A 21,126-nucleotide genomic window follows, 5' to 3' on the forward strand; every position below is an offset into this window, starting at 1 on the left:
CCCCGAAAACGGCGGCCCGATCCTCTGGCAGCACCTGTTCTGGTTCTTCGGCCACCCCGAGGTCTACGTCGTCGCCCTCCCCTACTTCGGCATCGTCACCGAAATCCTTCCCGTGTTCAGCCGCAAACCCCTCTTCGGCTACAAAACCATGGTCTTCGCCACCATCGGCATCACGGCGCTGTCGGTGGCGGTGTGGGCGCACCACATGTTCGCCACCGGCGCGGTGCTGCTGCCGTTCTTCTCCTTCATGACATTCCTCATTGCGGTGCCGACCGGCATCAAGTTCTTCAACTGGATCGGCACCATGTGGAAAGGCAGCCTCACCTTCGAATCGCCGATGCTGTGGTCGGTCGGGTTCCTGGTGACGTTCCTGCTCGGCGGCCTCACCGGCATCATCCTCGCCTCACCACCACTGGATTTCCACGTCCACGACAGCTACTTCGTCGTCGCCCACTTCCACTACGTCCTCTTCGGCACCATCGTCTTCGCCACCTTCGCCGGCATCTACTTCTGGTTCCCCAAAATCACCGGAAGAATGCTCGACGAAAAACTCGCCAAGTGGCACTTTTGGACCACGTTCCTCGGCTTCCACACCACGTTCCTCGTCCAGCACTGGCTCGGCGACGCCGGCATGCCCCGGCGTTACGCCGACTACCTCTCCACCGACGGCTTCACCTGGATGCACATGGTCTCCACCATCGGCGCGTTCCTGCTCGGGCTGTCGGTACTGCCGTTCATCTACAACGTCGTCAAGACCTACCGCTACGGCCCGCCGATCGACGTCGACGACCCGTGGGGCTACGGCAACTCCCTCGAATGGGCCACCACCAGCCCACCACCCCGGCACAACTTCCTCGAGCTGCCGCGGATCCGCTCCGAACGACCCGCGTTCGAACTCCACTATCCGCACATGGTGCAACGGATGCGGGACGAAGCCCACATCACCAAAGGACACCCCAAAGACAAGGCATCCCCCGCCGAGGTCGTGGCCGGCGCCCTTCAACCGGACGACCAAGGTGGCAGCGACGACCCCCGTGGCCGGTGACGCCGTGGCAACCCGCCCGGAGTCCGTCCGTCTGACCGCCCGGGAACGGCGGCAGCTGCACGGAATCGAGCGCGGACTGCGCGGCGCGTCCGGCCTGGGCGGGACGGTGGTGCGCCTTGGGCTGGACGCCGCCGCACTCGCCCTCGTGACCGCCGGGATCTTCGTGGACCTGTCGTGGCTCTTCGCCGGCTGCGTCGCCGCGAACTTCGCCGCCTGCCTGCACCTCGACCGACGACCCGGAGGACCGAAATGCTCGAAGTGACCATCGACGACCTGCGCCGCCTGCTCGGGTCTTCGCTGCCGGAGCCGGTGCTCGTACTGACCGGCGGCCGCATGGAGGTCGAGAACGCTGCTGCCGAGACGGCCGGAGCGAGCGACGTCATCACCCGCGCCGACCTGCGAGCGCGGCTGGACGGGGAGGAGGCGACGGACCACGAGCTGAAGCTGATCGCGGCCACGCTCACCACAGGCGTCGTCCAGCGCGGAGGCTGAACCGATGGTTCCGGGTTCTTTCCGGTTGAGCACGACGATCCCGGGTATGCCGGCCGGATGACCGACGACCGAGATCCGTCACCAGCACCGGAGGTGTCGGTCCAGCAGTTCACCGACGAACTGCTGGACGCCGCGACGGCGGGCGCCTACGACAACGTCGCCGAGGCGCTGGCCGTTCTGGCCGGCGCGGATTCGGCACGGGCTCCCGCCGGCGTCGTCACCGAACTGGTCGGCCGGTGCGCCGCCGCGGTCCGCGCCCACCACGGCGAAGACGCCGGCACGCTCTTCACCGTCGTCCTGGAGGACGAGCGGGGAGACCTCGCCGAAGTGGAACGGCTGCCGCCGGGGCCGAGGTCCGCGATGCGCGCCCTCCTCGCGGCGCTCAACCACGACGGGCCGAGCCGCGACATCCAGGTCGAGCTGGCCACCAGCGGCACCCCGGCCGACGTCCTGGGTGTCCTCACCCACCTGCTGGTCTGGATCGCGGAACTCTCGGTGCCCTCCGCGGCGGTGTTCCCCCCGCTGAGCTGCTTCACCGACTGAGAACCGACGCCATCCCGGATCGGCCGCCGGTGGGCGACAACGTTCGCGGTTCTGACGACCGGACCGACCCACCAGACCGCGCACGCCGCGTAGGTCTCTTGCCCGATCGAGGTGTGTCCGGGGCAGAAAGGGGAAGCCAGCCGGAACCCTGCCCGAACCGAATCGAGGAATCGGAGGGCGGCTTCCTCCCGGCCGTCCTGCACCCTGAATCCGCTGTACCCCTGTATCCCAAGGAAAGGAAAGTCATGTCGGCAACCACTCCCACCCGCACGCGGACCCCGGTGCAGCTCACCGCGATGGTCGTCTCGGCCGTCTTCCTGCTCGTCGGCCTGCTGGGCTTCGTCCCGGGCGTCACGACCGACTACGACCAGCTGAGCTTCGCCGGGCACGACTCGATGGCGATGCTGCTGGGCGTGTTCATGGTTTCGGTGCTGCACAACATCGTGCATCTGCTGTTCGGTATCGCCGGCTTCGCCGCAGCGCGCACCGCGCGTGGCGCGAAGACGTACCTGATCGCCGGCGGTGCCGTGTACCTGGTTCTCTGGTTGTACGGACTGCTGATCGATCACGGCAGTGACGCCAATTTCGTGCCGGTCAACACCGCGGACAACTGGCTGCACCTGGGCCTGGGTGTCGGCATGATCGCCCTCGGCCTGCTCACCGCCCGCGCGGGAACCGCCGCGCGTACGGACCGCGGCCCGGGGCTCGGCTAGTGTCGCAGATCCAAGGTCCGTTGACAGAGATCCGGCGGCGCGCACCGCTCCCCGCGGAATCGTCCGGCTGAGGCATCGCCGCGAGGTGACGATGGAGGCCCTGCGGCGTCACGACCTTGAAGGCGCCACCATGAGCGACCTGGTCTCGCCAGAACTTCTCTGGCAGAACCCCGTTCCGGTGTCCAACATCTTGCGACGCGCGACATTAGCGGGAGCCTCCGCTCCGGGGTCCGGGTGGAGGAATCCCGATTTTCGTCAGTGGATCCGACCAGGTCGCCGTCCGGCGGCTTGGTCGGGTTCGTGGTGGGCCGGGTGTGCCGGTTCCGCCGGCCGGGTGATTACATCGTTCGGGTGACGTGTTCCGTTGTCGGGTTGTCGGTCACCCAGACGGGCACCCGCACCGCCACCGGCTCGCCGCGGCGAAGGAGGTTCCCGTGTTGCACGACCACGAACGGCGAGCGCTCGAACGGATCGAGGCCGAGATCACCGCCACGGATCCCACTTTCGCCGACCGCCTCCGCCGGCCGCTGACGAGCTGGCGGTTCGTCCTCATGCTGGTGGCGATCACCGGCGTCTGCGCGCTGGCGGTGGGGATCTTCGCCGACCAGGTCACCTTGGCTCTCGTGGGGGTCGTGACGGTCGCGGTGTTCGTCATGCGGCGCTTCTCGCGGCGGACCGGCACCACCGGCGAGTGATGCTCCCAGCACCAGACGATGCGCGGCCATCCGGCGGGGTCGTGGCTCGGACCGGCAGAGCCGCGACGGCCTGATCGGCCTGTGGCTCCCGGGTTGTCCGCGAACCTGGTGAAACCGGGGCCGTGGTGGCACGGTCGCTCGACGAGGTTGTGGCTGGCTTGCCGGCTTTACGACTACCAGCACCTGCGCGATCTCCGCGGACGGGGAGTGCGGCCTTGGTTGCTGCGCGCCACCGAAGTCGCGCGAGGACCCGACAACGAGCCCCTCGTGCGGTGCGTCGTGCCGCCGGCCTGGGTCGCGGACGCCGTGTTGGTGGAGGCGAAGGCTCTGGTGGACATGACCGGAAGGGATCAGGGTCCGGTCAGGTCTCTCATGGCCGTCTGCGAATGCTCGAGTTCCTTGGTCATCCGCAGCGCCAGCGTACGAGCGTGGGCGAGCGCGCACCCCACCTCGCCCACCCGGTCCCAGGTGTCGGTGACTTCGTCGCCGACGGCGTGCCGGACCAGCCGTCCGGCGAGCAGGCCGTCTTCGAGTTCTGCCTGTACCGAGGGCAGCAATTGGCCGACGTCCTCGACCAGCAGTTGCAGGATGCCGAGCACCTGGTACATCTCGGCCGGTGCGCGCAGCTTCCCGCCGTCGACGCAGCAAGCCAGCCGGCGCACGGCGACGCCTGCTTCAGCGGCCAGCACCGAGGGCGTGGCGTCGTCGTGCGGTTCCATGCCGGATCGGATACCCGCTTCGCCGAGAGAAAACCGGCCGAACCGAAAGACTGTTCGGTGGCCGGGGTCCGGGGGTTTCCCGGCACGCACCGGCGGACAACCGCGTCGCCGGCCGCTACCCGCCGATGATCGGTCCGAACAGCGGACCGGCCGTGGTGGACGGCGGCCCTTCCCGCCGCACGTGACATCCGGGTTTTCGGTGAGTGTCGCAGGATTATCCGCCCGCGCCGCGGGAACGCCCTCTTCTACGCCGGTCCCCGGCCGGCCTGGTGAACACCGAGATGAGAGGAACCGATTCATGGCTACCGGAGAAACCGGCTTCGACGACGTCACCTTCGACCTGGTGTCCGTGCAGTACCACGCGTTGAAGGCCGGGCACGACTACGGCCAGTACGTCCGCGATGCCGACAACGCGGGCCGCTCGGACATCGCCGACTTCTTCCGCTCGGTGATGAAGGAGGATTCGGCGCGGGGAAAGCAGTGTCACGAGTTCATCAAGAGCCTGTCGGGCAGTTCCGAATCGGGCCCCGCGGTCTCCTGACCTCGTAGGACCCAGCGCACCACCTCTTGTCACCGAGTCCGCCACGGATCCACGGGTCAGCCGGCCGTCGTGGCCGTGGCGGACTCGACGACACCGCGTCAGAGCCGGTCGGCGGGGTTGAAGGTGCGTGCCTCGATGTGCTGGCGGATCCGGTGCGCCAGCCGGTAGGACTGCTCGACGGTCACCGTGATCGACCGTGCGCGCGGTACCGACCAACCGGGAACTCCGGGAACCGCCCCGTCGAGCTCGATCGCGATCCGCGGTCCGGCGCCGGTGATCAGGCGCAGGCCGTGGCGCGTCGCTGTGATGCGCGGACCCACCACCGGCTCGCCGAAGGAGAAAACGGAACCGACCGACGACACCGGCGTGCGCATCGTCAACGGCCCGAACCGCAGGTGCAGGTGTTCGTCGTCGACCTCGACCCACGCGGTGTCCTGGTGCACGCCCAGCACCGCCAGCGCCGGTGCCAGCCGGCGGCCGATCACGAACGGATGCCGCACCCGTCGGGGGGCCGGCACTTCGCGGGCGGCCGGGCTCGCGGCCGGGATCATCAGGCGGGCACTCACCGGGTCACCGCCGAGATCGCGCACAGCGCGGCCCAGAACACGGCGAACACCGCGACTTTCCTGCGTGCGCGCTTGTCGGGCAAGGTGAGGCCGAAGATCAGCGCGTCGGCCGCGTCCGAAGCGACTCGCGCGGCGAGGGCCGTCCGCAGCACCCGGCCGGGCGGGGCGGCCATCATCGCGACGCCGATCGCGGCGTCGCGGGCCCCGATGCCTTTGATCAGCGTTCGCACCGGAGCGGGTGTCGACCCAGTCACCGTGGTCAGCCGGCAGGGTTTCGCGAGGACTTGGGGTGCGGCGATGATCGTGGCGCTGTAGGCGGCGGTCGCCGCGCCGAGCACTCGGGTCAGGGTCGGCATGCGGATCCTCCTGGGCTGGCCGGTACTTGCGTGGTCACCGGAATAACCTGTCGAATCGACGACAAACCGTTTCACCGCAGTTGATCACCCGGTTTCGGCCACCCGGCACGAGAACGCGGCGCACGATCGGGACGCCGAGGCCGGGCGCGCCGGGACCGGCGTTTCACGGCAGCACCTGTCCGGGATCGGGCCAGCGCGCGAGGAGGACCGTGGCGTCGTCCTGGAACTCGTCGTCCTGGTGCGCCGACACGGCTCGGATGAGCCGCCGGACCGTCTCCGCGGGCGGGTATCCCGCCGAGGCTTCGCGCACCAGGAAGTCGGCGAGACGCCGCTCGCCGAAGAACTCGCCGGCGGGGTTGCGGGCTTCGGTTATGCCGTCGGTGTGCAGCACCAGCCAGTCGTCCGGTTGCAGCCGTTCTTCCCCCAGGGTGAACTCGCGGCCGGGGCCGAGCCCGAGCGGCAGCCGCCGGCCGCCGGACAGCGGCTTGAGGACCTTGCCGCCGCGCATGATCCACGGCGGTGGGTGTCCGGCGTTGACGTAGCGCAGCCGTCCGCTGACGAGGTCGATCTCGGCGAGGACCGCGGTGGCGTAGGAGGCGTCGCCGAACGTGGTGCTGATGGTTTCGTCGATGAGCCGGGCCTGCTCGTAGAGACCGTGACGGGCGTGCCGGGCGGCCCGGTAGGCCGCCACCGCGGCCGTGGCGAGCAACCCGCTGCGGAGGTCGTGGCCGACGGCGTCGAGGACCAGCAGGCGCGCGGTGTCTTCCGACAGGTCGTAGTCGAAGGCGTCACCGGCCACGGCGTGCCGTGGCTCGACCACTCCGCTGACGATGAAACCGTCGACGCCCGCGGTCAGCGGGGGCAGCAGCGACCAGATGAGCTCCCCGGTGACCGTCCGCGGCCGTCGGTGACGGAACTGGTCCAACCCGTCGCCGTAGTGGGTCATCACCACCACGAGGTGCCCGATCAGCAGCGAAGCCCACCGGCACTGCGTGCGCAGGCCGGGATCGTAGAGGTCTTCGACGGACGCCACCTCGGCCGACAGCACACCCAGTCGCTCGGTCCCGTCGAGAAGAGGCACCCACAACCGCAGTGGGCCGGCCTCCGCGGGCAGCGTCTCCAGCCGGCGGAACGCCCTTCCCGCGAGGGTCGTCTCGATGTGCAGCGCGGGCTCGTCCGATCCAGTTCCCGGCGGCACCACCGCGTTCAGGTACCGCTGTTCGTAGTCCACCAGGTAGAGCGCCAGCCGGATGCCCAAAACCTCGCCCGCGGCCGCGACCAGCACCGGCAGCCGCTCCGGCGGCGCGAGTTCGGCGCCTTCGAGCAGTTCGATCAGCGCCGTCAGCGGCACGCCGTGCGGGAGTACCTCCCGGACCGTCCGGCTGTAGGAGGCCCGCCGGTGCCAGGCCAGCTCGTCCAGGCGCTCGTTCACCGCGTGGGCCAGCACGTCGCGGTCGAAACCGGGTGCCTGCAGGACGCCGCGCAGATACCCGTCGACTTCCAGGAATCCCAGTGACCCACCCAGTGCGAAGTACCGCATCCACAGCTCTTCCGCGGTGAGTTCGGCCCGTGCGAACGCCGACGCGAGAGCCTTCTGCTGGTCGTCGCCGGTGGTCACCGCAGCCGCCGGGCCGTCGCCCGCGACGTCTCCTCCGCGACCTCGCGCACGCTCCGGCGTCGCTGCCGGGCGGTGTCGGCCAGTTGCAGGAACGCGGTCTGCTCGTCGACGCGGCCCTGGCCCATCAAGATCCCCTTGGCCAGGTTGACCACATCCCGGTCGCGGAGGGACGCCTGGAGGGCGGTACTGACCCGGCTCGTGTCGGCGTACGACTTCGCGTTGGCCACCAGCACGGCTGCCTGCGTGGCGAACATCGCCAGCAGCGACTCCTCCCGCGGGCCGTAGACGCCGGGTTGTCCCGCGTAGATCTTCATCGCGCCGACGGCGACGTCACCGGCGACCATCGGAGCGCTCATCACCGACCGCAAGCCCAGCTCGGCGGTCTGCCGGCTCCACGCCGGCCATCGGGTGTCGGTGGCGAGATCGTCGATGCGCACGACCGTCCGCTGAGCCCACGCGGTCAAGCAGGGACCCGCCTTCATCTCGTACTGGATGCGATCGGCCCGCTCGACCAGCTCGCCGGTCGCCGCCTTCGTGATCCGTTCCCCGTCGGGATCGAGCACGCTCAGCCCCGCTCCCCGGCACTCGGGAAACACCTCGCGGGCCAGCGTCGCGATCAGCCGCAGCACCGAGCCGACCGTCTCCTCGGACAGCAACAGACCCGACATCCGGGCGAACACGGTCGCCAGCTCGTCCGACGTCGCTGGTTCGTGCGCCACGCGCATCACGTCCATCCCTCGCGTCCGGCATAACCGTGGACGCCGTTTACCCACTGCTGCGAGCGCTAACCAGCGGGGTTATCCGGGCGCCGGCCGGGCAACCACCACGCGCCCGGCCGAATCCGGTCGCGGCCGCCGCTACGCCGGCTTTGACAGGAGAGACGATGCCCCGTCGAACGCGCCCACCAGCCGAGGGGCCGTTCCTTGAGCGCGTTTTTCCCACCCCGAGCGTCTCGAGGTGGTGCGCGTACACGGCGACTCCGAAGGCATCGTCTTCAGCTTGTACGGCGAGCTGGACGCCGCCACCGCACCGAAACTCGGGCAGGTCCTCGGCTCGGTGCTCGCCGCGAGGTACCTGCCAAGCCGCCAAGAACACCCCGAACGGAGCAGCCACCGTGCCGGAAACCGACCAGCCGCTGGGCAACCTCGAAGTGGTGCACGAGTTCACCGGGCCGATGCCGACCGGAGTCAGCGTGTCCCGCCACGGCCGCGTCTTCGTGAACTTTCCGAAGTGGGGTGATGACGTCCGCTTCACCGTCGCCGAAATTCGCGACGGCGGCCTTCTCCCCTACCCCAGCCAAGCCTTCAACGACTGCAAAAGCCCCACCGATCCGGACGCGCTGGTGTCGGTGCAGAGCATCGTCGTCGACCCCGCCGATCGGCTCTGGATCCTCGACACCGGCAGCCCGCTCTTCCGGCCCACCGCACACGGCGGACCCAAGCTGGTGTGTGCCGACCTCGGCCGGGACGAGGTGGTGCGCACCATCCTCTTCCCCGAAGACGTCGCGCTGCCCACCACCTACCTCAACGACGTCCGCTTCGACCTCGGCCGGGGCAACGCCGGTTTCGCGTTCATCACCGACTCCTCGGACCAGGGTCCCAACGGCATCATCGTCGTCGACCTGGACAGCGGCCAGTCCTGGCGGCGGTTGCACGACCACCCCAGCACCAAGGCCGAGACCCCGCCGGACCTGCGCATGGTCGTCGAGGGGCAGGAGTTCCTCGAGCGGTCCGAAGACGGCTCCACGAGCCCGGTCGAGATGGGTGCGGACGGCATCGCCATCGGCGCCGACGGCGCCCGCCTGTACTACTGCTGCCTCGCTTCCCGCCGCTGGTGGAGCGTCTCCACCGCCGCGCTGATCGACCGCGCCCTCGACGACGACGCGGTCGCCGGGACGATCATCGACGAAGGCGACAAGGGCGCGGCCGGCGACGGCATGGAAACCGACGACCAGGGCCGTCTCTACGTCACCGACGGCGAACACAACGCCATCCACCGCCGTCACCCCGACGGTCACTGGGAAACGATCGTGCACGACCCGCGTCTGTTGTGGCCGGACACGATGTCCGTCGCCGACGGCTACCTGTACGTCACCGCGAACCAGCTGCACCGCCAGGACAAGTACCGCGGTGGCAAGGACGAACGGCAGTACCCGTACCTGCTGTGCCGCGTTCCGATCGACGCTGGCCCGGTCAACCTGCGCTGAGGTCGTGAGTGGTCAGGAGGGTTCCCACCCTTTTGACCACTCGAGGCCATTTGACGGAAAGGACCTGGCATGACCACGACCCAGCCCGCATTCACCACGCACACCGGTGACTTCTACGGCTTCGAAGACCTGCTGTCCGGCACCGAGCGCGGCATCGTGCTGCGGGTGCGCGACTTCCTGCGGACGCAGGTCGACCCGATCATCAACGACTACTGGGCCCGCGCGGAGTTCCCCTTCCAGATCATCGACGGCTTCCGCGAACTCGACATCGCCGGCCTGATGTACGACGGGCTTTCGGCTCACCGGGGAACCCGGCTGCTCACCGGGTTCCTCGCCCTGGAGATCTGCCGCAGCGACCCCTCGGTCAACACGTTCTACGGCGTCCACACCGGACTCGCGATGGGCAGCGTCAACCGCTGCGGCTCCGAGGAACAGCGGCGACGCTGGTTACCGCCCATGGCCCGGATGGACCGGATCGGGGCGTTCGCGCTCACCGAACCGCACGGCGGTTCCGACGTCGCGGGCGGGCTGGAGACCACCGCGCGACGCGACGGCGACAGCTGGATCCTCGATGGCGAGAAGAAGTGGATCGGCAACGCCACCTTCGCCGACCTGGTCGTCGTCTGGGCCCGTGACACCGAAGACGGACATGTCAAGGGATTCGTCGTCGAGAAGGACACCCCGGGCTTCCACCCCACCAAGATCGAAGGCAAGGTCGCCCTGCGGGCGGTGCAGAACGCGAACATCGTCTTCGACGGCTGCCGGGTCAGCGAAGAGAACCGGCTGCAGGGGGCGCACAGCTTCCGCGACACCAGCGACGTGCTGCGCCTGACCCGCGGCGGCGTAGCCTGGGGCTCGGTCGGCTGCATGATGGCCGCCTACGAGCTGGCCCTGGCCTACGCCAAGGAACGCGAACAGTTCGGCCGCCCGATCGCGAAGTTCCAGCTCGTCCAGGACCACCTCGCGACCATGCTGGGCAACGTCACCTCGTCGTTGGCCATGGTGGTCGGTCTCGCCCAGCTGCAGGACCGCGGCGTCAACCGGGACGAGCACTCGGCGATGGCGAAGTCGGTCGTCACCACCCGCATGCGTGAGACGGTGGCACTCGCGCGGGAAGTGTTCGGTGGCAACGGGATCCTGCTAGAGAACAATGTCGCCCGCTACTTCGCCGACGCCGAAGCCCTCTACAGCTACGAGGGAACTCGCGAGATCAACCAGCTGATCGTCGGCCGCGCGGTGACCGGCATGGGCGCGTTCGTCTGAGTCCTCGCGCGCCGCACCGGAGTCCGCCGGCACGGTCGTGCGGGTCGCGGTTACGCGGACCGGACCCGGGTACTCCGCCCGCTCGGCTCGGGTGACCCGCTGTCGCGACGACCGGTTCGCCCGGGCTCCCGCCGAACGACTGGCCGGAGGTGGCCCCGTGCGTGCCATGGTGTATCGCGGACCGTACAAGATCCGTGTCGAAGAAAAGGACGTTCCCCCGATCGAACACCCCGGCGACGCGATCGTCCGGGTCACGACGGCCGCGATCTGCGGCTCCGACCTGCACCTCTACCACGGGATGATGCCGGACACCCGGGTCGGCATGACCTTCGGCCACGAGTTCATCGGCGTGGTCGAGGAGGTGGGCTCCGGTGTGCAGCGGCTCAAGCGCGGCGACCGCGTCATGGTGCCGTTCAACGTCTACTGCGGGACGTGCTGGTTCTGTGCGCGCGGCCTGTTTTCGAACTGCCACAACGTCAACCCCAACGCCACCGCCGTCGGCGGCATCTACGGCTACTCCCACACCACCGGCGGCTACGACGGCGGCCAAGCGGAGTTCGTCCGGGTCCCCTTCGCCGACGTCGGCCCGGCGGTGATCCCGGACTGGCTGGACGACGAGGACGCCGTCCTGCTCACCGACGCGCTGGCCACTGGGTACTTCGGCGCCCAGCTCGGCGACATCGTCGAAGGCGACGTCGTCGTGGTCTTCGGCGCCGGGCCGGTCGGCCTGTTCGCCGCCAAGTCGGCCTGGCTGATGGGCGCGGGCCGGGTCATCGTCATCGACCACCTCGAGTACCGCCTGGAGAAGGCGCGGACCTTCGCCCACGCCGAGACGTACAACTTCGCCGAGTACGACGACATCGTGGTGCACCTGAAGAAGCTCACCGACCACCTCGGCGCGGACGTGGCGATCGACGCGGTCGGCGCCGAGGCCGACGGCAACTTCACCCAGCACGTCACTTCGGCCAAGCTCAAGCTGCAGGGCGGTTCGCCGGTCGCGCTCAACTGGGCGATCGACGGCGTCCGCAAGGGCGGCACCATCTCGGTGATGGGCGCCTACGGCCCGATGTTCAGCGCCGTCAAGTTCGGCGACGCGCTCAACAAGGGCCTGACCCTGCGGATGAACCAGTGCCCCGTCAAGCGCCAGTGGCCGCGGCTGTTCGAGCACGTCCGCAACGGCTACCTCAAGCCCAGCGACATCGTCACCCACCGGATCCCGCTCGAGCACATCGCCGAGGGTTACCACATCTTCTCCGCCAAGCTGGACGGCTGCATCAAGCCGCTCATCGTCGTCTGAGGAAGGCAGCAACCATGACCTACACATCGGAGCGGCCGCCGATCGCCGAGTCGAGCGACGAACTGCGCGCCCGGATCCCCGGCTGGGGCGCCGACCTGGACCCGAAGGACCGGCCGTCGGTGCCGAAGCTGCAATGGCAGGAGGACCGCTCGGGCGCCCACTGGGAGTTCCCCGAACGACAGCCGGAGAAGTGGCCGCGGGAACGGTCGATCGAGCACAGGTTCCTCACCCCCGTCTTCGGCACCTCGTGCCCGCCGAAGGGGATTTCCGGTGCACTGCGCAAGCTCTCCTACCGCAAGTACAGCGAGGGACGAGCCGCGCACTGGCTCCTGCTGCTGGCCGCCGACCGGGTGGACGCGTGGGAGAGCCACCTGCGCTCGTTCGCCACGCTGCGCCCGGACAACCCGATCACCGAGACCGGCGTGCTGAGTGAGTTCCGCCGGCACGGGATCTCCTCGCGGCTCGGGAAGAACCGCGCGGACGTCAAGCACCAGGTGCTCGATCCGATCATCGTGGCGGGTCCGTGGGTGCTGGCCGGCGGTCTCGCTTTCTCCGCCGCCCGGAAGCTGGTGCGGCGGGCGGGACGCGGCCCGCGGTGACGACGGTTCCGGCGCGGCCGTATCCGTCGGCCGCGCCGGAACCGCTCAGCGCTCGTCCTCGACGTGCAGGGAGGCCTGCTCCGGTCCGGCCGCCGGGCCCGAGCCACCCGCCACGGCCACTTCGTCCGGCTCGGTGTCGACCGGCGGACCGTCACCCTCGACCGCGTGCAGCTGTGTCGGCCGCCGGGACGACGCGCCGGCGTCCGGGTCGTCCCGCTCCCAGGCGCGGGAGTCGAGCCCGCCGGGTTCGGGATCCCCGTCCAGCTCGAGCCGCTCCTGCTGTTCCGAACCGAGGGCCGGTCCCGAACCGGCGACGTCCGGTCCGGACGTTCGCGGTGGCTCCCGGATCTCCGCCGCCATCGAACCGCCGGGGACGTCGGCGGAGATCCCGGTGTCTTCGGCGTACTGCTGATCGGACGCGTCCTCTTCGGACGGCTCGGCGTCGAGGACGACTTCCGCGGCCGGGTCGGGGCGCTCCTCGGCGAGCCGCTCCCCCAGCGGCCGCGGGTGCGCCTCCTCCCACGGCGTCATGCCGTACTTCGTAACGCCCGACCAGTGCTCGGGCGGGTCCATGCCCTGCTCGAGGGGATCGACGTGGAGCCGATCCTCGTCCAGGTCCTCGGCCGCGTTCAAGGCGGCCGGGTCGGTCTCCACGGAATCCGGCGGACCGGTGTCCTGCGGGGCGTCGTAGGGCTGGCTGGGCTCGGTCAACGGTGCCACCTTCCTTCATCCGGTGGTCCCGGGGCTTCCCGCTGCCCAGCCCGCGAAACCCGGTCCGCGCCGAAGAACCCGGTGAAACCCTCCTGGCTTCCCGTGAACGGCCGGATCGCCACGACGGCGTACCTGCGATCCGGCACCCGGCACGGTTGAGCGTTCCCGTGAACCGCGTTTCCGCTGTACCCGCAGAACGCGCGACAGTGAAGATCAGCGAACTCGAACCCCCGGCAAGGATGTCCGGCGCGATGACATCCACAGATCAAAACGCAGCTGACCATCCACCCGGCGGGACAGCCACCGGCCCAGCCGACACGGTAGCGACGCTGACCGGGCTCGCGGAGGTCTTCCCTCTCCAGCCGTGACCGCCAAGCCGGGAAGGCGACGGGTCACCCCTCGGCTTGCCGGGTGCCGAGGACGCCGGATCCGGTGAAGGCGGTCAGCAGGCCTGCGATGTCGTCGAGGTCGACGACGGCGTTGACGATCGAGTCACGGTCGATGGCGGCTTCGGGCATCGCCGAGGCCGTCGCGGTGGCAGGTGCGGTCGCGATGACCGTGCCGCCGAACCGGCGGACCGCGGTCGCGCCGGTGGCGCCGTCGTTGCCGCGGCCGGACAACACCACCGCGACGACGCGGGGCCCGGCGACCACGGCCAGCGTGGCCAGCAGCAGGTCGGCCGAGGGGCGGTAGGGCGGCACCCCGGCCGCGAGGGATGGTCGCGACCGTGCCGTCGGTGGTGGCCACCAGGTGCTGCCCGGGTGCGGCGACCAGTACCCGGCCCGGCAGCAGAGGCGAGCCGTCGACGGCGGGACCGACCGGCAGCGCGGGCGGAGCGTTGTGTTCCACGTAGACGGCCGGCACGTTCAGGCCCGCGACGAGCTCCAGCTCTTCCGGACGTTGCAGCACAACGACCTCCGGCTGCGCTTCGCCGAGCCGGTCCAGCGGTACCTCGGTCACCGAAGGCCAGTCCCGGCCCGCGCGTCCCGGCCCCCAGGGGTGCACCTTCACGGGAAACCGGCACGAGGTAGTCGTGGCGGCCCCGGACGAAGGCGTCCGTCCACGAACCGTGGACGTGCCAGAGCAGCACTCTCGAACGCCGGGAACCGGATGCGGTCATGGGCACAGGGATTTCCGGGAAACGGCCGGATAAACGCGGAACGGCCGGATCGGGTGTGCCCGGACGCTCTCGCGTCCGGCCACCGAGGACGGTGGCCTGGTGATCGAGCGCGCGGCGATCAGGCGGGGTCGCGCGGAGCGGCCGGGTCGGCACCGGCCAGTTCGGCGGGATCGGCGAGCTCCTGCCAGCGGTACGCCCCGGCGCCCTGGGCGTAGGACAGGTGCCCGCCGAGAGCGCCGGCGGCGCTCGCCACGGCGAGGCCGGCCGCTCCCGGCAGCTTGCCCCGGGTGAGCCGCCCTTCGCGGCGAGCGAGGTAGGAGACGGCGAACAGCGTGGTGGCCACGGCGTTGGCCGCGGCGTGCGCCACCCCCACGCGGCGCTGCCGTCGGTCGAGATCGGCGTAGTCCGCCAGCCCGAGCACGACGGCCACGGGCACCGCGGCCAGACCGGTCGCGACCAGCCGCCGGGCCGGTTCTTCCTGGCCGGGAACCAGGTCGAACACCGCCGAGCACAGCCAGGCCTCGATCGGCACGGTGACGGCCAGTGGGTGCAGCGGGTGCCCGAGCCACGGGCCGCGCAGTACCTGGCCGAGCGCAGAACCCGGCCGCCGCGGCCGACGTCCTCTTCGGCGCGGCCTGCGGGCTGGCGGTGGAGCCGGAGTTCGGCCGGACGCTGCTCACGGCGTGGGAGAACGGCCGCTCAGCGCTGATCATCGCCGGCGGCGCGGAACCCACGGACCTTGTGGGTGCCGTAGCAGAAGGGCTTGACGACGGAGAGCCCGCACCGGCACAGCGCGACCGTCTTCGTACGGGGTGATGGACGCGGGTGCCGCGCCAGTGAATCCGGCGCTCAGCCGAACAGGTCGACCGCCCGCAGCAGGAAGAACGCGGCCATCCCGATGACGAGGACACCGATGATCACCAGCGCCACCACCGGGACCGTCCTCGACGGCGAGGCCGCCGCCGTGGGCTTCCATCCCGACGGCGTCGATGGTGGCGTCCGGGCGGCGGCCGTCGACCAGCTCGATCAGCGTGGCGGCGACGTCGTCGAGGTTGACGGGTTCGACGCCGTACCGCGCGGCGAGCGCGAGCCGTTCGGGGACCCGGTCGACGCCGATGATCCGGCCGGCGCCGAGGTGCGCGGCGATGCGGACGGCGAACTGCCCGACCGGCCCGAGACCGAGCACCGCGACGGTCCCGCCGGGTGGCACGTCGGCGTAACGGACGGCCTGCCACGCCGTCGGCAGGATGTCGGACAAGAACAGTAACTGCTCGTCCGGCGTGCCTTCGGGGACGACGATCGGCCCGAACTGGGCCTGCGGCACCCGCAGGTACTCGGCCTGGCCGCCGGGCACGGAACCGTAGAGATCGGTGCAGCCGAAGAGGCTCGCCCCTTTGCCGTGCGCGCGGACCTGGGTTGTCTCGCACTGCGCGAACAGGCCCCGGCCGCACATCCAGCAGTGCCCGCAGGAGATGGTGAAGGGCACCACGACCCGGTCCCCCACGGACAGGTGACCGGCGGCGCCGGGACCCACCTCCTCCGCGACGCCCATCGCCTCGTGGCCGAGCACGTCACCCGGTTTGAGGTACGGGCCCAGCACGCCGTAGAGGTGCAAGTCGGACCCGCAGATCGCGGTCGAAGTGACCTTGACGATCGCGTCGGTCGGCTCCTCGATGCGCGGGTCCGGTACGTCGGCGATCTCGACTTTTTCGGTGCCTTGCCAGGTGAGCGCTTTGATGCCGGCTCCTCGGTCGAGCGGTTCGGGCGGTCCGTCCTGCCACGGCTACTTTCCGAGCGCGGTGCGGATGACGTCGCGGGCCCGGTCCATGATCGCCGCCGGCGGGCCCAGCAGAAGGTTGGCCTTGGCGCTTTCCACGCCCGGGTGCGGCCGTGTCGGTGCCACGGCTTCGGCCAGCCGGACTGTCGCCGCCATCGCCCGCAGCCGCTCCGGCGAGTGGTGCGCGCGCAGGAACGGGAACTCTTCGCGCTCTTCGTGTTCCGCGTGCGCGAGCACGTCGTCGCGCAGCTGGACGAGCAGCGTGTCGAATCCGTCGGCGTCCGGGCCCATCTTCTGCAACGTCGTCAGCAGCTCCTTGGCCCGGTGCTCCTCGCCCAGCCGCGCTTCGACGACGGTCTCCGCGGCCGGCTCGAGATCGCGGATTTCGGGGTGCACGACCTCTTCTTCCGCGGTTTCGTGCACGGCCAGCAGGCGGACGAGGTCCCGGAAGACCTCTTTCCGCCGGTCGTCGGCCGCGGTCTCGAGGTCGGCGAACATCGCCCGGATCTCCCCGTGCTGCCGCTGCAGCAACGCGATGACGTCTTCGTCGTGGTCGGCCATGGGAAAGCTCCTCGTCGAACGGGGGGTTGAGTGCCGCGAACACGGCGGGGAAGGCGACGACGGCCCGGCCGGGGTGGCCGCGGCGTGAACCGCGGCGACTGAGCTCGAACTCACCGGACCGCCGTCTCCTTCCCCGGTACCCGATCCCGTTGCCGTCAAACGGCGCGCGATCAGGTGAGCTTGTTCTTCACCGACTTCGCCTTGCCCTTCGCGGTGCCGACGGCGTCCATCGTCGGCGAGTACGTGCTGTAGAGCGCGGGATCCGGGTGGGGCGCGGTTCCCGGGCCACCGAGGGGCTTCGGGTCGGTCAGGTACTCGATGCCCGCCTTGGTGGTCCAGCCGCCCTTCGGGCCGTCGGGTCCGTCGGACAGGCCCCAGATCGTGTTGTTGTGCGTCTGGTCCTCGACGTCGAGCAGGGCGTTCGGCACGATCTCGCCTTCGAGACCGTCGGCTTCGAGCTCTTCGATCGCGGCCAGCCACTGCTTCTGGTGCACGGTGTCGCGGGCCAGGTTGAACTGCAGCATCGCCTTGACCCCTGGATCGTCGGTCATGTTGTACAGCCGCGCGGTCTGCAACCGGCCCTGCGCCTCGGCCGCGGCGTTGGCCCGGAAGTCGGCGAGCAGGTTGCCGGAAGCGACGATGAACCGGCCGTTCCACGGATAACCGTTGCTGTCCGCGGGAAGCGCGCCGCCGCCGGCGACGATCGCCTGCTGCGGATCCATCCCGCCGATGACCGCGGCCATCACCGGGTCCTTCACCGCTTCGGCGGTCATCGTCGCCGGAGCGCCTTCGAGCAGGCGGGCGACCATCGTGGCCAGCATCTCGACGTGGCCGATCTCCTCGGTCGCGGTGTCCATGATCAGGTCCTTGTACTTGCCCTCGACCCGGCAGTTCCAGCCCTGGAACAGGTACTGCATCGTCACGGTCATCTCACCGAAGGCCCCGCCGATGAGTTCCTGGAGCTTGTGGGCGTACACGGGGTCCGGCTTTTCGGGCTTGGCTTCGAACTGCAGCAGCTTGGTGTGGCGAAACATTCGCGCTCCTCCGTCGTGCGGGTGGCGTGCCGCCGTTCTCCGGCGGCCGCACCGGCATTCCCGGCCGGGCGGCCGATAACCGTTCTTCCGGAGGATTCAGGCGCTCATTCGACGACGGCCGTCCGGGTATGGGCGACACCCGCGGCGTCCAAAGCCGCTACGAGCAAGGGATCCGAGGTCAGGACGCGGAGGTCGCGGCGGTCGCGGCGGTCGGCGGCCCGCACCGCGGGGGCCAGTACTCCGGCGGGCAGCGCGCACGCGGACGCGTCGAAAACGAGGTCACCGCACTTTCGGCTTCGCGCAGTTCGTCGGTGACCTGGCGGCCGTCGCTCGACGCCGATCCGCCGATGGCCACCACCAGTACCGCCGTGCCGGCGACAACCGTCCGCATGCGCAGCGGAGGAGACATCACTTCGTCACGGTGCCGGCAGACGGTCAGGGACCGGGCCGTGTCCGTCAGGAACAACGGGCTCCGGCAGGCCCGGGTGGGGGCGACCACCACCATCCGGGTCACCGCACCGGCCAGCCGGTGCGCGGCGACAAGCACGGCCAGCCCGCCGCACGACAGGAACCGCACGGGAGCGAGATCCACGACGAGCAGCGGCGGCCGCCCGCCGACCGCCCCGGCGAGGGACGTGCCGAAGAGGTCGGCGGTCGCGAGGTCGATTTCCCCGTCGGCCACGAGCACCACGGCGGCGGCCGTGTGCTCCGTGGTGAGGCGCAGAGTCGGCGGCGGACGGGCAGCCAGGTCCACCGAACGCAGGTCCGGTTGTCCGAGGTGATCCACGATCAGCTCCTGAGCACGCTGACCGCCCGGCGAGGCGCGGTCCCCTGTCGTGTGGGGATCGTCGCGAGCGCGTGGTCCCGGCCCTCCCGGCGCGAACGATTCCACCGCAACCCCGGGAGGCCGATCACGCCAACGCGCGAACCTGCCCGGGCCCGGGCAGCCGCGTAGAATCAGATCTTTCCGCCGCAGCCTTCCCGGGGAGACCTGCGATCATGACCGCACCGCCGCCGGAGGCCCGGGTGGCCGTCTCAGCCATCCGGGAACGCCGGGTTTCCCGGGCGTTCGTCGCTCTGGCCGACACGCTCGTCGCGGACTTCGACGTCGCGGACTTCCTCACGATGGTCACCGCGCAGATCGTCGACCTGCTCGAGGTCACCGCGGTCGGGGTCACCCTGCGGGCTCCGGACGGCGGACTCGGGGTGGCGGCGACGTCGTCGCACCGAGCTGCTCGAGCTGTTCGCGGTGGAGACCGACGACGGCCCGGGCATCGACTGCGTCCGCGGCGGCGCTCCCGTCTCGAGTGCGGACCTGCGCGCCGAATCCGGGCGGCGGACCCGGTTCGCCGGGGCGGCTCGCGAGTGCGGATTCCGCTCCGCGCACGCATTGCCGATGCGGCTGCGCGACACCGTGATCGGCGGCGTGACGCTCTTGGGCGCCGAAGCCGGGGTCATCGGCGACGACGACCTCGCTCTCGCCCAGGCCCTGGCGGACGTGGCGACCATCGGCATCCTGCAGCAGCGCACGATCGAGCACGGCGACGACCTCGCCGGCCAGCTGCAGGCCGCGCTCGACTCCCGGGTGGTGATCGAGCAGGCCAAGGGCATCCTGGGGCAGGGCGGCGGGGTGTCGACGGACGAGGCGTTCACCCGGCTGCGGGGCTACGCCCGAGCGCACCGCCGCCGGCTCACCGACCTCGCGGCCGCGGTCGTCGACGGCCGCGCCGACCTGGCCGCGGTGGTGGGGCACCCCCTGGTCTGACGCCTCAGCCGGAGGTGTCCCCCGACGGCGTGAACCGCAGGGTCCTGGCCACGACCTGGTGTGCGACGCAGCTCAACGTCTCACCCCGGAGGAACGCCTGCCCACGCAGCCGCAGCAGGGCCGCGTCCGTGGTGGTGCGGAGCTGGACCGAAACCATGCCCGCCGCCTGGTGGACTTCGGCGTGGACATCGGCCGGCCAGGTCAGCTCGGCGCCGTCGTGGCCGTCGAGCCGGCCAGCCACGGCCTGGGTGGCCAGCCCGGCCAGCAGGAGACCGTCGGCCACCTGCTGCCGGGTCAGGGCGCCGGGGCGGTTCCGATGCAGGTCGAGCGAGCCGAGGCGGACGGCTCTACGCCGCAGAGGGAAGGAGAAGACCGCCGCCACGCCCAGCCGGGCCGCCGCCGGACCGAACACCGGCCAGCGGGTGAACTCCGCGGCGAGATCGGCGACCAGGACCGGTCCGCCGGCGCAGGCGTCACGGCACGGGCCTTCGCCGACGGTGAGCTGAAGTTCTTCCAGGGCCCGCCCGATCGCGTCGCCGGCGTGGACCAGGCTGCGGAGCTGACGGGTGCCCACCGTGCTCACCACGGTCACCCCCGGCGCCGGAGACGCCGAGCACCGCGGTGCAGGCGCGGCAAAGGCGATCGACGCGAACCCCGGCACGGTCGCCGTCGGCGAGCAGGCGGCGCAGCAGGCGACGCCGGTCTTCCGTCACGGCGGGGCGCTCACGTCGCGGCCGCGCGACCAGCAGAGGACCGTCTCGTGGACGGCGTCGCGTGCTGCAGGGTGGAGTGGTTCAGCCCGCCCAGCCACGCGACGTCGGTGCCCTCGGTGAGTTCCGCCGCGGCGAACGGCGTCACCAGGAGGTCGCGCGAGAGCGTCGCGGACACGAACAGCCGTCGGATGCCGTCGCGGCGCAGCGCCAGGAGCCGGGTCAGCGGCGCGATCAGCACCGAACGACCGAGCAGGCCCGTCGGCCGCGTGACCCGGGACAACCACAGCACAGTGCGTTGTTCGACTTGGTACCACGCACTTCGTACCACCAGGCCGATTTTCGAGTGTCCGATGAGGACGATGTCGGTGACCGGGACGCCACGCCGCGACCAGCCGCGTGACGAGTTGCGCTCGGTCCCGGTCGACCGGTGCAGGACCAGCATCAGCCGGCCGGCGCACGAAAACCTTTGCCCGGCCGGAGTTCCGGCTCGGATTCGCCCGGTGGCAGCAGTCAATCGCGGACGTCGTCGGTTTTCGTGGCCTTCCGGAACGTCTTCGCCGATTCGACCTCGCCGTCGCTGTCGTGGACGACGTGGTCGACCTTGCGGTTCCGGGCCATCGAACGTCCCGAATGGAGGCATCGGTACGACGGATCGCGGTATTCGAGGCGCGTGAGCCGCCTTCGACCCGGTTCTTCCAGGCGCCGTCTTCGAAATAGGTGTGCACATCTCCCTGGGCCATGGTCAACCTTCATCCACGGGGCCCGACGTGCGCGACGCCGGACCGGCAAACG

Annotated in this window: 27 protein-coding genes and 3 pseudogenes; 13 read left to right on the plus strand and 17 right to left on the minus strand. The window is 70.4% G+C overall.

The window, feature by feature from the left end:
• The 7 genes and pseudogenes from VA596_RS46790 to VA596_RS46820 all read left to right on the plus strand — a co-directional run.
• The coding region (locus VA596_RS46790) for a cytochrome c oxidase subunit I (protein WP_323336841.1) at nucleotides 1–1,045 on the plus strand (1,045 nt) is incomplete at its 5' end.
• A 4-nt stretch (nucleotides 1,046–1,049) separates the two neighbouring features.
• Nucleotides 1,050–1,307, plus strand: coding sequence for a hypothetical protein (locus VA596_RS46795; protein WP_323336843.1), 258 nt, complete (start codon nucleotides 1,050–1,052; stop codon nucleotides 1,305–1,307).
• Nucleotides 1,295–1,537, plus strand: a complete 243-nt coding sequence (locus tag VA596_RS46800; RefSeq protein ID WP_323336844.1) for a hypothetical protein — start codon at nucleotides 1,295–1,297, stop codon at nucleotides 1,535–1,537. Before VA596_RS46795 ends, VA596_RS46800 begins: the two co-directional genes overlap by 13 nt.
• A 57-nt stretch (nucleotides 1,538–1,594) precedes the next feature.
• On the plus strand, nucleotides 1,595–2,080 hold the full coding sequence (locus VA596_RS46805) for a hypothetical protein (RefSeq protein WP_323336846.1): 486 nt from the start codon (nucleotides 1,595–1,597) through the stop codon (nucleotides 2,078–2,080).
• A gap of 245 nt (nucleotides 2,081–2,325) precedes the next feature.
• Entirely contained in the window at nucleotides 2,326–2,793 is a 468-nt protein-coding gene (locus VA596_RS46810; RefSeq protein WP_323336848.1) for a DUF4383 domain-containing protein, read from the plus strand.
• 434 nt (nucleotides 2,794–3,227) lie between these two features.
• On the plus strand, nucleotides 3,228–3,488 hold the full coding sequence (locus VA596_RS46815) for a DUF3040 domain-containing protein (RefSeq protein WP_323336850.1): 261 nt from the start codon (nucleotides 3,228–3,230) through the stop codon (nucleotides 3,486–3,488).
• Nucleotides 3,489–3,506: 18 nt separating this feature from the next.
• Nucleotides 3,507–3,821 (plus strand): annotated as a pseudogene (locus VA596_RS46820) (DUF6098 family protein); the annotation flags it as partial.
• A gap of 17 nt (nucleotides 3,822–3,838) precedes the next feature.
• Here the strand turns inward: VA596_RS46820 and VA596_RS46825 are convergent.
• A complete protein-coding gene (locus VA596_RS46825; protein ID WP_323337099.1) occupies nucleotides 3,839–4,207 on the minus strand; it encodes a hypothetical protein in 369 nt (122 codons plus the stop codon).
• 298 nt (nucleotides 4,208–4,505) lie between these two features.
• On the opposite strand from VA596_RS46825, the gene VA596_RS46830 reads away from it, so the two are divergent.
• Nucleotides 4,506–4,748 carry an acyl carrier protein gene (locus VA596_RS46830; protein WP_323337091.1) on the plus strand — a complete coding sequence of 81 codons (243 nt, stop codon included), beginning with the start codon at nucleotides 4,506–4,508 and terminating at the stop codon, nucleotides 4,746–4,748.
• 98 nt (nucleotides 4,749–4,846) lie between these two features.
• On the opposite strand, the gene VA596_RS46835 is transcribed toward VA596_RS46830, so the two are convergent.
• From VA596_RS46835 to VA596_RS46850, 4 genes are all read right to left on the minus strand, one after another.
• Complete coding sequence (locus VA596_RS46835) at nucleotides 4,847–5,314, minus strand: hypothetical protein (protein ID WP_323336851.1); 468 nt, start codon at nucleotides 5,312–5,314, stop codon at nucleotides 4,847–4,849.
• Entirely contained in the window at nucleotides 5,311–5,670 is a 360-nt protein-coding gene (locus VA596_RS46840; RefSeq protein ID WP_323336853.1) for a hypothetical protein, read from the minus strand. The genes VA596_RS46835 and VA596_RS46840 overlap by 4 nt, the downstream gene beginning before the upstream one ends.
• A gap of 163 nt (nucleotides 5,671–5,833) precedes the next feature.
• Complete coding sequence (locus VA596_RS46845; protein ID WP_323336855.1) at nucleotides 5,834–7,288, minus strand: PP2C family protein-serine/threonine phosphatase; 1,455 nt, start codon at nucleotides 7,286–7,288, stop codon at nucleotides 5,834–5,836.
• Nucleotides 7,285–8,007, minus strand: coding sequence for a GAF and ANTAR domain-containing protein (locus VA596_RS46850; RefSeq protein ID WP_323336857.1), 723 nt, complete (start codon nucleotides 8,005–8,007; stop codon nucleotides 7,285–7,287). The genes VA596_RS46845 and VA596_RS46850 overlap by 4 nt, the downstream gene beginning before the upstream one ends.
• Nucleotides 8,008–8,402: 395 nt before the next feature.
• Here VA596_RS46850 and VA596_RS46855 point away from each other — a divergent pair, with 395 nt between their 5' ends.
• The 4 genes from VA596_RS46855 (at nucleotide 8,403) to VA596_RS46870 (ending at nucleotide 12,653) form a co-directional block, all read left to right on the plus strand.
• The gene (locus VA596_RS46855) at nucleotides 8,403–9,494 is read left to right on the plus strand and encodes an L-dopachrome tautomerase-related protein (protein ID WP_323336859.1); all 1,092 of its coding nucleotides are present in this window, start codon (nucleotides 8,403–8,405) and stop codon (nucleotides 9,492–9,494) included.
• A 69-nt stretch (nucleotides 9,495–9,563) separates the two neighbouring features.
• Nucleotides 9,564–10,757, plus strand: coding sequence for an acyl-CoA dehydrogenase family protein (locus VA596_RS46860; RefSeq protein WP_323336860.1), 1,194 nt, complete (start codon nucleotides 9,564–9,566; stop codon nucleotides 10,755–10,757).
• Between the two features lie 166 nt (nucleotides 10,758–10,923).
• Entirely contained in the window at nucleotides 10,924–12,054 is a 1,131-nt protein-coding gene (locus VA596_RS46865; RefSeq protein ID WP_323337093.1) for a zinc-dependent alcohol dehydrogenase, read from the plus strand.
• A 14-nt stretch (nucleotides 12,055–12,068) separates the two neighbouring features.
• Entirely contained in the window at nucleotides 12,069–12,653 is a 585-nt protein-coding gene (locus VA596_RS46870) for a hypothetical protein (protein WP_323336862.1), read from the plus strand.
• Nucleotides 12,654–12,698: 45 nt separating this feature from the next.
• Here the strand turns inward: VA596_RS46870 and VA596_RS50775 are convergent, their stop codons facing one another.
• The 10 genes and pseudogenes from VA596_RS50775 to VA596_RS46920 form a co-directional block, all read right to left on the minus strand.
• A complete protein-coding gene (locus VA596_RS50775; RefSeq protein ID WP_410171994.1) occupies nucleotides 12,699–13,364 on the minus strand; it encodes a hypothetical protein in 666 nt (221 codons plus the stop codon).
• A 392-nt stretch (nucleotides 13,365–13,756) separates the two neighbouring features.
• Entirely contained in the window at nucleotides 13,757–14,065 is a 309-nt protein-coding gene (locus VA596_RS46880) for a chemotaxis protein CheB (protein WP_323336864.1), read from the minus strand.
• Nucleotides 14,066–14,195: 130 nt separating this feature from the next.
• A pseudogene (locus VA596_RS46885) lies at nucleotides 14,196–14,484 on the minus strand (glycosyltransferase family 1 protein); the annotation flags it as partial.
• A gap of 118 nt (nucleotides 14,485–14,602) precedes the next feature.
• On the minus strand, nucleotides 14,603–15,064 hold the full coding sequence (locus VA596_RS46890) for a DUF2231 domain-containing protein (protein WP_410171995.1): 462 nt from the start codon (nucleotides 15,062–15,064) through the stop codon (nucleotides 14,603–14,605).
• Between the two features lie 119 nt (nucleotides 15,065–15,183).
• Nucleotides 15,184–15,321 (minus strand): CDGSH iron-sulfur domain-containing protein, encoded by a 138-nt coding sequence (locus VA596_RS46895; RefSeq protein WP_323337094.1) that lies wholly within the window; start codon nucleotides 15,319–15,321, stop codon nucleotides 15,184–15,186.
• A 124-nt stretch (nucleotides 15,322–15,445) separates the two neighbouring features.
• Nucleotides 15,446–16,222, minus strand: a pseudogene (locus VA596_RS46900) (alcohol dehydrogenase catalytic domain-containing protein); the annotation flags it as partial.
• A 45-nt stretch (nucleotides 16,223–16,267) separates the two neighbouring features.
• The gene (locus tag VA596_RS46905; protein ID WP_323336868.1) at nucleotides 16,268–16,822 is read right to left on the minus strand and encodes a hemerythrin domain-containing protein; all 555 of its coding nucleotides are present in this window, start codon (nucleotides 16,820–16,822) and stop codon (nucleotides 16,268–16,270) included.
• Nucleotides 16,823–16,992: 170 nt separating this feature from the next.
• Complete coding sequence (locus VA596_RS46910; protein WP_323336870.1) at nucleotides 16,993–17,856, minus strand: manganese catalase; 864 nt, start codon at nucleotides 17,854–17,856, stop codon at nucleotides 16,993–16,995.
• 178 nt (nucleotides 17,857–18,034) lie between these two features.
• Complete coding sequence (locus tag VA596_RS46915; RefSeq protein ID WP_323336872.1) at nucleotides 18,035–18,643, minus strand: STAS domain-containing protein; 609 nt, start codon at nucleotides 18,641–18,643, stop codon at nucleotides 18,035–18,037.
• Nucleotides 18,644–18,891: 248 nt separating this feature from the next.
• Nucleotides 18,892–19,083 carry a hypothetical protein gene (locus VA596_RS46920; RefSeq protein WP_323336874.1) on the minus strand — a complete coding sequence of 64 codons (192 nt, stop codon included), beginning with the start codon at nucleotides 19,081–19,083 and terminating at the stop codon, nucleotides 18,892–18,894.
• 22 nt (nucleotides 19,084–19,105) lie between these two features.
• On the opposite strand from VA596_RS46920, the gene VA596_RS46925 reads away from it, so the two are divergent.
• The gene (locus VA596_RS46925) at nucleotides 19,106–19,621 is read left to right on the plus strand and encodes a GAF and ANTAR domain-containing protein (protein ID WP_323336876.1); all 516 of its coding nucleotides are present in this window, start codon (nucleotides 19,106–19,108) and stop codon (nucleotides 19,619–19,621) included.
• 4 nt (nucleotides 19,622–19,625) lie between these two features.
• Here the strand turns inward: VA596_RS46925 and VA596_RS46930 are convergent, their stop codons facing one another.
• Both VA596_RS46930 and VA596_RS46935 read right to left on the minus strand, forming a co-directional pair.
• Nucleotides 19,626–20,204, minus strand: a complete 579-nt coding sequence (locus VA596_RS46930; RefSeq protein WP_323336878.1) for a hypothetical protein — start codon at nucleotides 20,202–20,204, stop codon at nucleotides 19,626–19,628.
• A 140-nt stretch (nucleotides 20,205–20,344) separates the two neighbouring features.
• A complete protein-coding gene (locus VA596_RS46935) occupies nucleotides 20,345–20,614 on the minus strand; it encodes a hypothetical protein (RefSeq protein WP_323336880.1) in 270 nt (89 codons plus the stop codon).
• Between the last annotated feature and the right edge of the window lie 512 nt (nucleotides 20,615–21,126).

Origin of the sequence: Amycolatopsis heterodermiae (assembly GCF_034929455.1) — a bacterium.
GTDB classification, from domain to species: domain Bacteria; phylum Actinomycetota; class Actinomycetes; order Mycobacteriales; family Pseudonocardiaceae; genus Amycolatopsis; species Amycolatopsis heterodermiae.